The following is a 15563-nucleotide window of genomic DNA, read 5'->3' as shown; positions in this document are numbered from 1 at the left end:
TTTTAAGGGCTAAGCAAACTAACCCTCTTAATTATTTTCGATTAAGCGATTTCCGTTAATCTCGATTTTACGAGGCTGCATGGCTTGCGGAATTTCTCGTTCTAAATCAACATGCAATAAGCCGTTTTCCAAGGCTGCGCCCATTACTTTGACATAATCGGCCAATTGGAATTTACGTTCAAAGTTACGCTCAGCAATGCCTTGGTAGATGTAGTTTTTACTTTCTTCTTCTGCACGTTCACCACGAACAATTAAAGTATTTTCTTGCTGAGTAATTTCAAGCTCTTGCTCGGCAAAGCCAGCCACAGCCATAGTAATACGGTATTTATTTTCTTCTTGTTGCTCAATGTTATAAGGAGGGTATCCTCCTTGAGCATTTTTCGCGGCGCCCGCTTCCATCATATTTAATAAACGGTCAAAGCCAATCGCGTTACGGTATAAAGGAGTGAAGTCTACAGTTCTCATAATCCTATCCTCATTTTAAGCAATAGTCTTAACGATGGTCGTTAAGTGATGATACTTATTCCTATGAACTAAGCTCATCAAAGGGTTAGTGGTTGAAACACACACCTCTTAGCGAGCGTATGTCATTTCAAAACAGAGGCCCTAGCGGCATCCTCTTCATTTACTGATATAAGGCCGATAAAATAACTTTCAAGAGGAAAAAATATTTTTTTTAGTTTTATAAGAGCAAAAAGCCTAATCGTAAGATTAGGCTTAGGCACTTTATAATTCGATCATGAACGCTTATTTACGGCTTTTACGTGCTTTTTCTACACTGTTGTCTACCATTTTCTCCTGCTTCAATTTACGCTTTTCCTTTAAGCTCAATTGCGGTTTTTTCATGTCTTTCTTACTCATGTAATGTTTCTCCTTATCTACTGACAAAGTAAACAGCCACACGTGAAATCGGCACGTGCTGACAAATTAGATTTACGGGTCACTTGAGTGATAGTGAAATGGCGTCGTTGACCTAAAATAGTCAATTCAAGTGAATCCTGTTCAGCTCGGCCAAATAACGCCGAACCTAAATACGAATCCACTGCAATATACCCCACAGAACGGTCGCAACGATGATCTGGAACTAAGGTAACTTGAAAGGGATAATAATGTTTTGAATCAACAAGATGAACAGTATCCCCCAAACCAATACGGGCACTATTGCAACAAATAGTGTGGTTATATTTCTCCTGCCGATCCAGCAATTGCAGTAAAATCATGGGTGATTGATAGGTAACAAACTCACTGGTGAGCCACCACATTCGTAACGCATGAAGCCATGATAGATAAAAACGATAAAACATAGTGATCTCTACTCCCTCCCTCTGAATTAAGGACTCATATCGAGCGTTCCCCGAGAGCACCCAGCCCTCGGTTTAAACCAGGAAAGTAACCACCACCATCACCTCTAAAAAATGAACTCTGTTGACTATAGCGATTAAAAAAAAGAAAGCAAAAGGGTGGATCAAAAGGAAATGGCGTCTTTTATGAATAAACCTCAGTTAATCGTAAAATCCCACATAATGTTGGCCATTAAAGCCAATATTGTAGATAAACCAGATAAAAATCTTTATTTTAATGTTTTTAATGACAAAAAAAGCAGCGCCAAAGCGCTGCTTAAATCATCTTTAATGATTAAAAACTAGATATCAAGGTTTGCCACTCTGAGTGCATTACTTTCAATAAAGGCACGACGCGGTTCGACTTGATCGCCCATCAGGGTGGTGAATAGCTCATCGGCTCCCACAGCATCGTCAATTGTAACTTGCATCATACGACGAGAGTCAGGATCCATAGTGGTTTCCCACAATTGATCAGGGTTCATCTCACCCAACCCTTTATAGCGCTGTACAGCAAGACCACGACGAGATTCTTTAATGAGCCACTCTAGCGCAGAAGAGAAACTAGATACGAGTTGAGTCCGCTCACCACGTTGAATATAGGCCCCTTCTTCTAATAAGCCATCTAAGGCTTCAAAGAGGTCCGCCAGACGGCCATATTCTTTTGAGTTAAGTAGATCGATGCTAATCAGGTAATCGTAAGTCACGCCATGAGTACGCACGATAATTTTAGGTGAGTAAACGCCAAGTTCAGCATTATGCTCAATTTCAAACTGATATTGGCTGGCTCCAACTTCTTTTGCATTGAGCTGATTCACTAAACGTTCAGTCCATTCCTCAACCAAAGCTTTATCTTGGCATTGATCCTCAGTCAAACGAGGCATATAGGTAAACTCGTTAATCATGGCATAAGGATAGCGGCGACTCATGCGCTCAACGAGCTTGATTGCAGCATTGTATTGTTGAACCAGTTTCTCTAACGGCTCACCCGCCAAGGCTGGAGCATGGTCATTGACATGCAGTGAAGCATTATCTAGCGCCAGAGCAATTTGATACTGGGTCATTGCTTCTTCATCTTTAATATACTGCTCTTGCTTGCCTTTTTTCACTTTATACAGTGGTGGCTGAGCAATATAGATATAACCCCGTTCAATCAATTCTGGCATTTGACGATAGAAGAAGGTCAACAGCAAAGTACGGATGTGAGAGCCATCGACGTCCGCATCGGTCATGATGATGATGTTATGGTAACGCAATTTATCTGGGTTATATTCATCACGACCAATTCCACAACCCAGCGCAGTAATCAGAGTAGCGACCTCTTGAGAAGAGAGCATTTTATCGAAACGAGCTTTCTCGACGTTCAGAATTTTACCTTTCAGCGGTAGAATCGCCTGATTCTTACGGTTACGGCCTTGTTTGGCTGAACCGCCCGCTGAGTCTCCTTCCACAATATACAGTTCAGAGAGCGCAGGGTCTTTTTCTTGGCAATCCGCCAGCTTACCCGGTAAACCAGCCAGATCTAACGCCCCTTTACGACGGGTCATTTCACGGGCTTTACGGGCGGCTTCACGTGCTCGTGCCGCATCAATAATTTTACTACACACGGTTTTAGCTTCAGAAGGATGCTCAGCTAAGAAATCGTTGAGTTTTTCACCCATTGCCGATTCCACCGCCGCTTTCACTTCAGAAGACACCAATTTATCTTTGGTTTGGCTAGAGAATTTAGGATCAGGTACTTTAACCGAGACAACCGCTGTTAATCCTTCACGAGCATCATCACCCGATGTCGAGGTTTTCGCTTTTTTGCTATACCCTTCTTTTTCCATATAGGTATTAAGAGTACGCGTTAACGCGGCACGGAACCCCGCTAAGTGTGTTCCCCCATCGCGTTGAGGGATATTGTTGGTAAAACAGTAGATGTTTTCTTGGAAGCCATCGTTCCACTGCATGGCGACTTCAACACAGATGCCATCTTCACGCTCATGATTAAAGTGGAACACTTTGTCATGAATGGGCGTTTTATTGCGGTTAAGGTGAGTCACAAATGCTTGAATACCACCTTCATACATGAAGTGATCTTGTTTGTCCGCTTCTCGCTCATCTTGCAGACGAATCGAAACCCCTGAATTTAAGAAAGAGAGTTCGCGTAAGCGCTTAGCCAGAATTTCATAGTGGAATTCGATATTGGTGAAAGTTTCTGCACTCGGCCAAAAACGTAAGGTTGTTCCGGTGCGATCGGTATCTCCGACCACCGCTAACGGAGCTTGAGGAACCCCGTGACGGTACGTTTGAGTGTGCGTTTTTCCACCACGATGAATGGTTAAAAGTACTTTTTCAGAAAGGGCGTTGACGACCGAAACCCCCACGCCGTGTAAACCACCAGAGACTTTATAAGAGTTGTCATCAAATTTACCACCAGCATGCAGAACCGTCATGATAACTTCTGCTGCAGAAACGTTTTCTTCCGTGTGAATTTCGGTAGGAATACCACGACCATCATCACTGACCGATACTGAGTTATCTTCATGTATGGTAACGACGATATCTTTACAGTAACCCGCTAACGCTTCATCTATTGAGTTATCCACCACCTCAAAAACCATGTGATGCAAACCGGTGCCATCATCTGTGTCGCCGATGTACATACCTGGACGCTTACGCACGGCGTCTAGACCCTTCAGTACCTTAATACTCGATGAATCGTAATTATTCGACATGAGTTACTCTCTCAGTAATTATCCTTGCCCTATTGTGCCATGTTCCACATGAAACATCTTGCTATTCGGCATGATCATGTCAGCAACTTGGCTTTCAGTAATAGAACTTACAAACACTTGAGCCCCCGTCGCTTTTAAGCAATCTGCAAGACGCTTACGACGCTGGCTATCGAGTTCGGAAGCAAAATCATCAATCAGGTAGATGCATTGCTTCCCGGTCAGCTCGGTTAAATGTTGACCTTGTGCGACACGCAGTGCACAAACCATCAACTTAAGCTGGCCACGTGAAAGAACATCCTCTACCGGTGTTCCGTTCACTTTCATTTTTAAATCCGCTTTATTTGGACCACTGAAGGTATAACCAAGCAGTTGATCGCGTTCAAAGTGATTTTGCAAAATCTCTTTATAGGCGGTCTGTTTTTCCCAACCTCGATAATAAGTCAGGCTTATCTCAAACTCTGGCAAAAAATGTTGGCACAAGGTTTCGGCCACAACTTTCATTTGGTCGACATAGGTTTGACGCCATGCATCAATATGTTCAGCCAATTGAGCCAGCTCTTGATCCCAATAACTTATCTCTTTATAACTGCGGGCGGTTTTCAATAAAGCATTACGCTGTTTATTCAGACGTTTAAAACGCCCCCATGCCTCAAAAAAAGCCGGCTGGGAGTGAAAAACCCCCCAATCAATAAAGGCCCGCCGCTGTTTAGGGCCATCGGTTAATAATTCAAACCCTTCTGGATGTATCAACTGCAAAGGTAATACCTGAGCCAGTTGTGCTAATTTTTGTCCAGACTGACCGCCTATTTTAACCTCTGTTGAGCCATCACGCTGCTTATTAATGCCAATGGGTAGCTCAAATTGATCCGGGTTCAAAAAACGGCCATGCACAAACAGTTCAGGGCTGTCGTGCTGAATCACTCGTCCGGTTAATGCACTCTTAAATGATCGCCCATGCCCCAATAAATAAATTGCTTCAAGAACGCTGGTTTTGCCACTGCCGTTCGGGCCAATAAGAAAGTTAAAGCCTGATGATAAGGCGATATCACAGGCTTTAATATTACGAAATTGCTGAATAACCAAGCGAGTCAGAGGCATAATAAAGGCAAAAAGCTCTCTATAGACGAATCGGCATCACCACATACATGGCGCTGTCATCATCGACATTTTCGATTAAAGCACTGGCATTAGCATCAGACATTGACATTCGCACCTGATGACAACGCAAGGTATTGAGAACATCCAACACATAGCTAACGTTAAAGCCAATTTCAATGGCTTCACCAGTAAAATCAACATCCAGCATTTCTTCCGCTTCTTCTTGCTCTGGGTTATTGGCGGTAATACGCATTTGCTGATCCGCTAAATTTACCCGAACACCTCGGAATTTTTCATTCGATAATATCGCCGCACGAGAAAAAGCCTGGCGAAGTTCATCGCAACCCGCCAATAATGTTTTATTGGTACTTTGTGGTAAGACTCGGCGATAATCAGGAAAGCGGCCATCCACTAGCTTAGAGGTAAAAACAAAGTTATTCACTTCAGCTCGTAAGTTGGAAGCGCCAATTTGTAACACCACCGGCTGCTCAGGTGCATCCAGTAGCTTGACTAATTCTAAGATGCCCTTACGAGGCACAATAATCTGTTTGTTAGCAAATTCTTGCTCAAGCGTGGTTTGTGACACAGCCATCCGGTGACCATCGGTGGCAACAGAACGGAGAGTCTGGCCATCAATTTCTAGCAACATCCCGTTCAAGTAGTAGCGAACATCTTGGTTCGCCATAGAAAACTGGGTTTTATCCACCAAACCACGCAATTCTGCTTGAGTGAGTGAAATTTCCACTTCACTCTGCCAATCTTCAATATTCGGAAAATCACTGGCCGGTAAGGTCGCCAAAGAAAAGCGGCTACGTCCAGAGCGCACTTGAACTCGATCCCCTTCCAGTAATACCGTAATCACGGCGTCATCGGGTAAACCACGACAGATATCTAGGAATTTACGGGCAGGAACGGTGATACTCCCAGCTTCAAAATCGCCTTCAAGAGAAACTCGGCTAATCAGCTCAACCTCAAGATCCGTCGCCGTCATCGATAATTGATTACTATCTACACTGAGTAATAAATTTCCCAAAATCGGCAAGGTAGCCCGCCCACCAAGCGTACCAGACACCTGTTGTAACGATTTAATAAAGTGACTGCGTTCAATGGTAAATTTCATAGTGTGCTCTTAACCTAACGATAGGGAATAAACAGGGTAAAAATCATACATCACATCATACGAACAGATGAAGAAATTAAGAAGAAAGTGTTCGAATCAAATTCGAGTAATCTTCTTTAATGTCATGGCTCTCTTCTCGTAACTGTTCAATTTTTCGACATGCGTGCAGTACAGTAGTATGGTCTCGCCCCCCAAAAGCATCACCAATTTCTGGTAAGCTATGGTTGGTCAACTCTTTGGATAACGCCATCGCTAATTGCCGAGGACGAGCTACCGAACGAGAACGACGTTTAGAAAGGAGATCAGCCACTTTTATTTTGTAGTACTCAGCAACCGTTTTCTGAATATTATCAATAGTGACCAATTTTTCTTGTAGAGCAAGTAGATCGCGCAGCGCTTCACGGACAAAATCAATGGTAATTGGGCGACCAGTAAAGTTGGCATTTGCGATGACTCGGTTCAATGCACCTTCCAATTCACGAACGTTAGAGCGTAAACGTTTTGCAATAAAAAAGGCGACTTCATCCGGTAGATGAATTTGATGATCTTCGGCTTTTTTCATCAAAATTGCGACCCGGGTTTCCAACTCAGGCGGCTCAATGGCAACCGTTAACCCCCAACCAAAGCGTGATTTAAGACGATCTTCAACCCCGTTGATCTCTTTCGGATAGCGATCCGAAGTGAGGATAATCTGTTGGTTACCTTCCAACAAGGCATTAAAGGTATGGAAAAACTCTTCTTGTGACCGCTCTTTATTGGCAAAGAATTGGATATCATCAATTAATAGCGCATCAACACTACGATAATAACGTTTGAATTCTTCAATCGCGTTATTTTGTAAGGCTTTCACCATATCTTGCACAAAACGCTCCGAATGCATGTACACCACTTTAGCATTCGGTTTGTTATCAACAATCGCATTCCCTACCGCATGCAATAAGTGGGTTTTACCCAACCCCGTTCCGCCGTATAAAAAGAGCGGGTTATACGCCGCCCCGGGATTATCGGCCACTTGACGCGCAGCAGCTAATCCCAACTGGTTCGATTTACCTTCCACAAAATTATTAAACTTATGCTTAGGGTTGACGTTAGAACGGTGGTTAATATCTGCAGCGACATTGTCATCATCCCATGTTTTATGCACAGGCTTGCGTTGTGCAAGCTGAGCGGGCGCGGAAGACTCCGCTGCAACATCCGCAGCAGTTCTAACAGGGGCAGGTTTTGGTGCTGCCATTCGACGACTGCCGATTTCAAAACGTAAACTCGGCGCATTGTGACCACAATATTCTGTCAACGAACGGTTGATATTGTTGATGTATTTATCTCGCACCCAATCTAGCACAAACCGATTGGGTGCAAATAAAGTGAGAGTATTGTCATTGAGCTCCGCTTGTAACGGACGAACCCACATGCTGAATTCTGCGGCTGGTAGCTCTTCTTGAAGCTGTTGCAAGCATTGCAACCAAAGCGAAGATGACACGGTTCCCTCACTCTAAAATTAATGGCTAGTAAAGATCGGCAATTCTACCTGTTGATAAGTAAGATCGCCAGCGATTGATCCACAAAGTATTGAATAAGATCGGAGTTATTCACAACTATAACCGGGATTTACCAAGATCCTCCCCTTTATTTCGCTATTTACCCACATAGTGATCCACATATTCAATGATCTCCCTCAGTTATCCCCAAAAAAGAAATTCTCTTTTTTATCCTTTTCTCTGGTTTATAAGCTATGGGTATTACGGTATAAGCTGTGATCTTAACTCAGGATCTCCCTTACTAAAACTTGCTCTCATTAACTTTAACAAAGAGATCAATGAACGATCCTTGAGATTTCATGAAGACTCCGTATAATCGCCCGACCGAAAAAAGAATAGGTAGTGCTGACCCGTTAACGACAATATTAACTATCAGTTACCCTACCCAAGTCATTGACACTTTTTGTGAGTGTGATTACAATTCCGCCTCTTTGTTGAGAGGCGTCGGCGTCTTTTCGAAGACAAGCACCCACGCCGGGTTAACTTAAGAACCTAAAACTACTGATCAGTAAAGGTAATAACAATGTCTAAACGCACTTTTCAACCTTCAGTTCTAAAGCGCAAGCGTACTCACGGTTTCCGTGCACGCATGGCGACTGCGAACGGTCGTAAAGTAATCAATGCACGTCGTGCAAAAGGCCGTAAGCGCCTGTCAAAATAATTACTGAATTATTTTGAATACGTACGCGTTCAATCGGGAGTTACGTCTGTTAACTCCCGAACATTATAAAAACGTCTTCCAGCAAGCGCATCGTGCTGGCTCTCCTCATTTTACTATCATTGCCCGCGATAATAATCTCTCTCATCCTCGTTTAGGATTGGCTGTCCCAAAGAAGCAAATTAAAACGGCGGTGGGTCGTAATCGCTTCAAACGTCTCGCTCGTGAAAGTTTCCGCCTCACACAACATCGCCTAGCTAACAAAGATTTTGTTGTGATCGCTAAAAAGAGCGCGCAAGATTTAAGCAATGAAGAATTGTTTACTTTGTTCGACAAATTATGGCATCGCCTATCTCGCCCTTCACGTGGTTAACCATTGGCTTAGTTAAACTTTACCAATGGATAATAAGTCCGCTTATCGGCCCTCGCTGTCGATTTACGCCGACTTGCTCAACTTATGCGATAGAAGCATTGAGAGCTCACGGTTTTATAAAAGGGTGTTGGTTATCCGGCAAACGTCTATTAAAATGCCACCCTTTGAACGAAGGGGGATATGACCCCGTTCCACCAGTCAAAAAACTAGACAGAGATAAATAACGATGGATTCTCAACGTAATATCCTGTTAATCGCTTTAGCGCTCGTTTCTTTCTTACTTTTCCAGCAATGGCAAACAACAAAGAATCCAGCTCAACCCGCGATTGAACAGGCTCAAGCCAACAGTAACGAACCAACACCTTCTTTTGCTGACGAATTCGACCCTGCACCTTCGCACTCTAATGCTTCAGCAAAAACGATTACTGTGACCACGGATGTACTGACTCTGTCCATCGATACGGTCGGTGGGGACATCGTCAGTGCTAAACTCAACCAGTATTCTGATGAGTTAGATTCTGACCAACCTTTCGTACTCTTGAAGAATGAGCCCGATCATCAATTTATTGCACAAAGTGGTTTGATCGGCCCTCAAGGCATCGATTTAAGCAGCAATAGCCGCCCAACTTACCATGTCAGTGCCGATCGATTTGAGTTGGCCGATGGACAAGATGAATTGCGTATTCCAATGACTTACCAAGCTAATGGCATTGAATACAGCAAAACATTTGTGGTTAAGCGTGATAACTATGCTGTTGACGTCATCTTTGATGTCGTCAACCACTCAGGTAACAACGCCACGCTCGGTGTATATGCACACCTTCGTCAAAATCTTCTGGATTCTAGTGGTAACCTTGCGATGCCAACTTATCGTGGCGGCGCTTACTCTACGGAAGATACGCGTTATAAGAAATACAGTTTTAAAGATATGCAAGAACGTAACCTATCCCTTCCTCTTCCTAACGGTGAAGGATGGGCGGCAATGATTCAGCATTACTTTGCTACTGCGTGGATTCCTCGTAATGAACCCGGCACCAACCTTTATTCTCGTGTCATTGGTAACCTCGGTGATATTGGTGTCCGTATTCCCAATAAAACCATCGCTGATGGCAATGCTGCACAATTTAAAACCAGCTTATGGGTAGGCCCAAAACTCCAAAATGAGATGGCAGCCACAGCACCAAACCTTGATCTAGTTGTGGATTACGGCTGGTTATGGTTTATCGCAAAACCTCTGCATTCTCTGCTTTCCTTTATTCAAGGATTTGTGAGTAACTGGGGGGTAGCGATTATCTGTCTAACCTTTATTGTTCGTGGTGCAATGTACCCTCTCACTAAAGCGCAATATACATCAATGGCTAAAATGCGCATGCTGCAACCTAAACTGCAAGCTATGCGTGAGCGTATCGGCGATGATCGTCAACGCATGAGCCAAGAAATGATGGAATTGTATAAGAAAGAGAAGGTAAACCCTCTAGGTGGCTGCCTACCGATCGTTCTACAAATGCCGATTTTCATCGCCTTATACTGGGCATTGATGGAATCCGTTGAACTGCGCCATTCGCCATTCTTTGGCTGGATTCATGACCTTTCAGCTCAGGACCCATACTACATTCTACCGCTATTAATGGGTGCAAGTATGTTCCTGATTCAGAAGATGAGCCCGAATACGGTGACTGATCCGATGCAGCAGAAGATCATGACCTTTATGCCAGTCATGTTTACTTTCTTCTTCTTGTTCTTCCCATCCGGCCTTGTTTTATACTGGTTGGTATCGAATATCGTGACCTTGATTCAGCAAACGCTGATCTATAAGTCACTTGAGAAACGGGGCTTACACTCTAAGTAAGTACAAACCTCATCCATCAAGGCGACCTTTTGGTCGCCTTTTTACTATCTGCTGATTACAATAATCATCAGTGAATGAACAAATAGGTAATGTTATGACCACCGATACGATTGTCGCGCAAGCTACCGCTCTTGGGCGTGGCGGCGTTGGCATTATCCGCGTTTCTGGCCCTCAAGCGGCGCAAGTCGCCATAGAGGTTACAGGAAGAAAGCTCAAACCTCGCTACGCGGAATATTTGCCCTTTAAAGATAGTGATGGTGTGGAGCTTGACCAAGGCATTGCCCTTTATTTTCCTAATCCACATTCCTTTACCGGTGAAGATGTACTTGAGCTGCAAGGCCACGGTGGCCCAGTTGTCATGGATATGCTCATCAAGCGTATTCTCACCATTCCAGGTATTCGCCCTGCTCGCCCTGGTGAGTTTTCTGAACGTGCATTCTTAAACGATAAATTGGATTTAACTCAAGCCGAAGCCATTGCTGACCTGATAGATGCTAGCTCAGAGCAAGCGGCAAAATCAGCGCTACAATCTCTACAAGGGCGATTCTCTCAACGCATTCATACCCTTGTCGAGTCCTTAATTCATCTACGAATTTATGTTGAAGCCGCCATCGATTTTCCTGAAGAAGAAATCGATTTTTTAGCCGATGGTAAGGTTTCTGGCGATTTACAAGCCATTATCGATAACCTAGATGCAGTCCGTAAGGAAGCCAATCAAGGTGCCATTATGCGTGAAGGGATGAAAGTCGTGATAGCAGGACGTCCTAACGCAGGCAAATCCAGCCTACTTAATGCCTTATCTGGTAAAGAATCCGCCATTGTGACAGATATCGCAGGTACAACACGTGATGTACTCCGCGAACACATCCATATTGATGGTATGCCCCTTCATATTATCGATACAGCCGGGCTACGAGAAGCTTCGGATGAAGTCGAAAGAATCGGTATCGAACGGGCTTGGGAGGAAATCAAACAAGCCGATCGAGTGCTCTTTATGGTCGATGGCACCACGACGGCGGCCACCGATCCCAAAGATATCTGGCCTGATTTTGTTGATCGGCTTCCCGATCATATGGGCATGACAGTGATCAGAAATAAAGTTGATCAAACCGGTGAACCACTGGGGATTTGCCACGTAAATCAGCCCACCTTGATTCGTCTTTCAGCCAAAACAGGTCAAGGTATTGAGGCTCTGCGAACTCATCTAAAAGAATGCATGGGCTTTACCGGAAACCAAGAAGGCGGCTTTATGGCTCGTCGACGCCATCTAGATGCACTCGAGCGCGCCGCAGAGCACCTTATGATTGGGCAACAGCAACTGGAAGGTTATATGGCAGGAGAAATTCTGGCAGAAGAACTACGCATTGCCCAACAACACTTAAATGAAATTACGGGTGAATTCAGCTCCGATGATCTACTCGGACGAATTTTTTCTTCATTTTGTATTGGGAAGTAGAGTGAACGATATGATCCATATAATTACAGGTAGTACATTAGGCGGAGCTGAATATGTAGGGGATCACATCAGTGATGTTTTACAGCACGCTGAACTTGAAAACCATGTCCATAACCATCCCGTATTGTCGGAAATTCCAGCTCAAGGTATTTGGATTATTGTCACATCCACCCATGGTGCTGGCGATTACCCAGATAACATCCAGCCTTTTATTGCTGCTTTGCAGCAAACGCCGCCCAATACTCAACAGCTCCGGTATGCTGTGATTGCATTGGGTGACTCAAGCTATGATACTTTTTGTGCCGCGGGTAAACACGCACACGATTTATTCGCTGATATTGGTGCAACGCCACTTGCTGACTGTTTTACCATTGATGTTCAGCAACATCCGGTACCTGAAGAAGCTTTAGAGAACTGGCTTAATACATTTATTGAGCGTATTCAGTAACGCTTTTCCTTTTTCCCTCCTTTCTTTTAAGCGGCTTAGGCCGCTTTTTTCTTTTCTTCCACCAAAACTCTTGTGTATAACTACCCTTTTATCCGGTGATTAACCTATAGTTATTCATAGAATAACTTTGATCATTATTTTGTTTGTGTATAACTCCCCTTTTTGATCCCAGCAAATCCTCTGCTTGATCAGTTGATGATCACATGTTCTGATCCTATTCAGCCGCATGATCTTATTGATCATTTATCAGTTATCCACAGAGATCGTGCTCAGTAATAATAGATCTAACAGAAGATCTCTATATAAGATCTTTCTTTATATAATTGATTTATCGCTTTCCTGAAAAAAGCATAAAACCGATTTTCTCGCTGTTGGAAAGAAGGTAGAATACGGCTCTTTTGTTTATCTCAATGAATACCTGAGGTCGTTCATGCTTTATCACGAAACATTTGACGTCATTGTGGTTGGTGGCGGTCATGCAGGAACGGAAGCCGCTCTCGCAGCCGCTCGTACGGGCCAACGTACGTTACTTCTTACCCATAATATTGACACATTAGGGCAGATGTCCTGTAACCCTGCAATTGGGGGAATCGGCAAAGGACATTTAGTGAAAGAAGTGGATGCAATGGGTGGATTAATGGCTGAGGCTATTGACCATGCAGGTATTCAATTTAGAACACTTAATGCTTCCAAAGGCCCTGCAGTTCGAGCCACTCGTGCTCAGGCGGATCGTGCGCTTTACAAAGCGTATGTTCGTCATACATTGGAAAATACCCCGAACCTGACGCTATTTCAGCAAGCAGCAGATGATCTTATCGTTGAAAACGATCATGTGCGTGGTGTGGTCACTCAAATGGGCCTCAAATTCCACGCTAAATCAGTGGTGTTAACCGTTGGCACCTTCCTTGGTGGCAAGATCCATATTGGATTAGAAAACTTTTCAGGGGGACGTGCTGGGGATCCTCCATCGATCGCATTAGCACAACGCTTGCGTGAACTACCATTTCGAGTGGATCGTCTGAAAACAGGTACGCCACCACGTATCGATGCCAATAGCGTTGATTTCTCCGTACTGGAAGCGCAACATGGTGATAATCCAACACCTGTGTTCTCATTCATGGGGAAACGTGAGCACCATCCACGCCAGATTCCTTGTTTCATCACACACACGAATGAGAAAACGCATGATGTGATCCGCAATAATTTGGATCGTAGCCCAATGTATGCGGGTGTGATTGAAGGCATTGGCCCTCGTTATTGTCCTTCGATTGAAGATAAAGTGATGCGTTTTGCTGATAAAAATAGCCATCAAATTTTTATCGAACCTGAAGGTTTAACCACCACCGAACTGTATCCAAATGGTATCTCGACTAGCTTGCCTTTTGATGTTCAAGTACAAATTGTTCGTTCAATGAAAGGGTTTGAAAATGCCCATATTGTTCGCCCTGGTTATGCAATTGAGTACGATTTCTTCGATCCTCGAGATTTAAAACAGACCTATGAAACCAAATTTGTGCATGGTTTGTTCTTTGCGGGACAGATCAACGGCACCACGGGCTATGAAGAAGCGGCTGCGCAAGGTTTAATGGCTGGATTAAATGCCAGCTTGTACAGCCAAGAGAAGGAAGGCTGGAGCCCTCGTCGAGATCAAGCCTATATGGGCGTATTAATCGACGATCTTTCTACCATGGGGACAAAAGAACCTTACCGTATGTTCACCTCTCGTGCTGAATATCGCTTACTGCTCCGCGAAGATAACGCCGATTTACGTCTAACCGAAAAAGCCCATGAACTGGGGCTGATCAGTGAAGAGCGCTGGGCTCGCTTCAATCAGAAAGTGGATAATATGCACAAAGAGCGCCAGCGTTTAACTGAAACGTGGATGAATCCTCAGTCGAAAGATGTGGATGCGCTGAATGCGTTATTGAAAACACCGATGTCTCGTGAAGCCAGTGGTGAAGATCTACTGCGTCGCCCAGAAATGACTTATGAGCGGTTAACGTCTCTTCCTGCCTTTGCTCCTGCGTTAGAAGATCCTCAAGCGGCTGAGCAAGTGGAAATACAGGTTAAATACGAAGGGTATATTCAACGTCAGCAAGATGAAATTGAAAAATCCTTACGTCATGAACATACCAAATTACCGGTTGAACTGGACTATAAAACCGTTAAAGGTTTATCCAATGAAGTGGTGCTTAAACTGAATGCCTCTAAGCCTGAAACGGTTGGTATTGCCTCGCGTATTTCAGGCATTACCCCGGCAGCCATTTCTATTTTGTTGGTGCATCTTAAAAAGCATGGTTGGTTGAAAAAGGGAGAGGCTGAGTAATGAATCCATTACGAATCAGGCTCGATACGCTTATTGCGCAAACAGATCTTATTGTTTCTGAGCATCAACGAGAACAATTGGTCGGTTTCGTCGAGTTACTGAATAAATGGAATAAAGCGTATAACTTAACCTCCGTTCGAGACCCAATGGATATGTTGGTGAAACATATCCTTGATAGTATAGTGGTAAGCCCACACTTAGTGGGGGTACGTTTTATCGATGTTGGAACGGGGCCAGGATTACCAGGCATTCCATTGGCTATCATGAATCCAGATAAACACTTTGTTTTACTTGATAGTTTGGGGAAACGAATTCGTTTTATCAAACAAGTGATGCATGAGCTGACGATCTGTAATGTGACTCCTGTACAAAGTCGAGTTGAAGAATACCAACCAGAGCAAGGCTTTGATGGCGTTCTTAGCCGAGCCTTTGCTTCTATGCTGGATATGGTAGAGTGGTGCCAACACTTGCCTTGTGCTGAACAGGGGCGCTTTTTAGCGCTGAAAGGTCAGCGTCCGGAAGAAGAAGTAACTCTACTTCCAGAATGGTGTAATGTGACCGACATCAAAGCTTTGAATGTTCCAGAGTTGGAAGGTGAGCGTCATCTTGTAATCTTATCGCGCAAGGAATAATAGCG

At 44.0% G+C, this 15563-nt stretch carries 15 protein-coding genes; 9 read left to right on the top strand and 6 right to left on the bottom strand.

The features are described 5' to 3' along the window. Positions 1-27 precede the first annotated feature (27 nt). Both EXA13_RS12060 and EXA13_RS12055 read right to left on the bottom strand, forming a co-directional pair. Complete coding sequence (locus EXA13_RS12060) at positions 28-465, bottom strand: Hsp20 family protein (protein WP_238133398.1); 438 nt, start codon at positions 463-465, stop codon at positions 28-30. Between the two features lie 413 nt (positions 466-878). Next, the gene (locus EXA13_RS12055; protein ID WP_238133397.1) at positions 879-1304 is read right to left on the bottom strand and encodes a GreA/GreB family elongation factor; all 426 of its coding nucleotides are present in this window, start codon (positions 1302-1304) and stop codon (positions 879-881) included. Between the two features lie 183 nt (positions 1305-1487). Here EXA13_RS12055 and EXA13_RS12050 point away from each other — a divergent pair, with 183 nt between their 5' ends. Beyond that, positions 1488-1646 (top strand): hypothetical protein, encoded by a 159-nt coding sequence (locus EXA13_RS12050; RefSeq protein ID WP_238133396.1) that lies wholly within the window; start codon positions 1488-1490, stop codon positions 1644-1646. On the opposite strand, the gene gyrB is transcribed toward EXA13_RS12050, so the two are convergent. The 4 genes from gyrB to dnaA form a co-directional block, all read right to left on the bottom strand. Beyond that, positions 1643-4060, bottom strand: a complete 2418-nt coding sequence (gene gyrB / locus EXA13_RS12045) for a DNA topoisomerase (ATP-hydrolyzing) subunit B (protein ID WP_238133395.1) — start codon at positions 4058-4060, stop codon at positions 1643-1645. The genes EXA13_RS12050 and gyrB overlap by 4 nt on opposite strands. 18 nt (positions 4061-4078) lie before the next feature. Then, positions 4079-5158, bottom strand: coding sequence for a DNA replication/repair protein RecF (recF, locus tag EXA13_RS12040; RefSeq protein WP_238133394.1), 1080 nt, complete (start codon positions 5156-5158; stop codon positions 4079-4081). 19 nt (positions 5159-5177) lie between these two features. Continuing rightward, on the bottom strand, positions 5178-6278 hold the full coding sequence (dnaN, locus tag EXA13_RS12035; RefSeq protein WP_238133393.1) for a DNA polymerase III subunit beta: 1101 nt from the start codon (positions 6276-6278) through the stop codon (positions 5178-5180). 76 nt (positions 6279-6354) lie between these two features. Further along, the gene (gene dnaA, locus EXA13_RS12030; protein WP_238133392.1) at positions 6355-7758 is read right to left on the bottom strand and encodes a chromosomal replication initiator protein DnaA; all 1404 of its coding nucleotides are present in this window, start codon (positions 7756-7758) and stop codon (positions 6355-6357) included. Between the two features lie 581 nt (positions 7759-8339). On the opposite strand from dnaA, the gene rpmH reads away from it, so the two are divergent. From rpmH to rsmG, 8 genes are all read left to right on the top strand, one after another. Then, on the top strand, positions 8340-8477 hold the full coding sequence (gene rpmH / locus EXA13_RS12025; protein WP_072670256.1) for a 50S ribosomal protein L34: 138 nt from the start codon (positions 8340-8342) through the stop codon (positions 8475-8477). 46 nt (positions 8478-8523) lie between these two features. Then, positions 8524-8847: a ribonuclease P protein component gene (rnpA, locus tag EXA13_RS12020; protein WP_161455716.1), complete on the top strand. Its 324-nt coding sequence runs from the start codon at positions 8524-8526 to the stop codon at positions 8845-8847. After that, positions 8814-9071, top strand: a complete 258-nt coding sequence (yidD, locus tag EXA13_RS12015; RefSeq protein WP_099610305.1) for a membrane protein insertion efficiency factor YidD — start codon at positions 8814-8816, stop codon at positions 9069-9071. Before rnpA ends, yidD begins: the two co-directional genes overlap by 34 nt. Before the next feature lie 2 nt (positions 9072-9073). Continuing rightward, positions 9074-10696 (top strand): membrane protein insertase YidC, encoded by a 1623-nt coding sequence (yidC, locus tag EXA13_RS12010; RefSeq protein ID WP_238133391.1) that lies wholly within the window; start codon positions 9074-9076, stop codon positions 10694-10696. A gap of 94 nt (positions 10697-10790) precedes the next feature. After that, positions 10791-12152, top strand: a complete 1362-nt coding sequence (gene mnmE, locus EXA13_RS12005; RefSeq protein ID WP_238133390.1) for a tRNA uridine-5-carboxymethylaminomethyl(34) synthesis GTPase MnmE — start codon at positions 10791-10793, stop codon at positions 12150-12152. Positions 12153-12162: 10 nt separating this feature from the next. Further along, entirely contained in the window at positions 12163-12600 is a 438-nt protein-coding gene (mioC, locus tag EXA13_RS12000) for an FMN-binding protein MioC (RefSeq protein ID WP_238133389.1), read from the top strand. A gap of 430 nt (positions 12601-13030) precedes the next feature. Beyond that, a complete protein-coding gene (gene mnmG, locus EXA13_RS11995) occupies positions 13031-14926 on the top strand; it encodes a tRNA uridine-5-carboxymethylaminomethyl(34) synthesis enzyme MnmG (protein WP_238133388.1) in 1896 nt (631 codons plus the stop codon). Then, on the top strand, positions 14926-15558 hold the full coding sequence (gene rsmG, locus EXA13_RS11990) for a 16S rRNA (guanine(527)-N(7))-methyltransferase RsmG (protein ID WP_238133387.1): 633 nt from the start codon (positions 14926-14928) through the stop codon (positions 15556-15558). The genes mnmG and rsmG overlap by 1 nt, the downstream gene beginning before the upstream one ends. Positions 15559-15563 lie beyond the last annotated feature (5 nt).

The sequence above is a fragment of the Vibrio cincinnatiensis genome (genome assembly GCF_022113815.1).
Taxonomy (GTDB): Bacteria; Pseudomonadota; Gammaproteobacteria; order Enterobacterales; family Vibrionaceae; genus Vibrio; species Vibrio cincinnatiensis_A.
The sequence above is the reverse complement of the archived record's forward strand: the minus strand, read 5'-3'. Positions and strand labels throughout refer to the sequence as shown.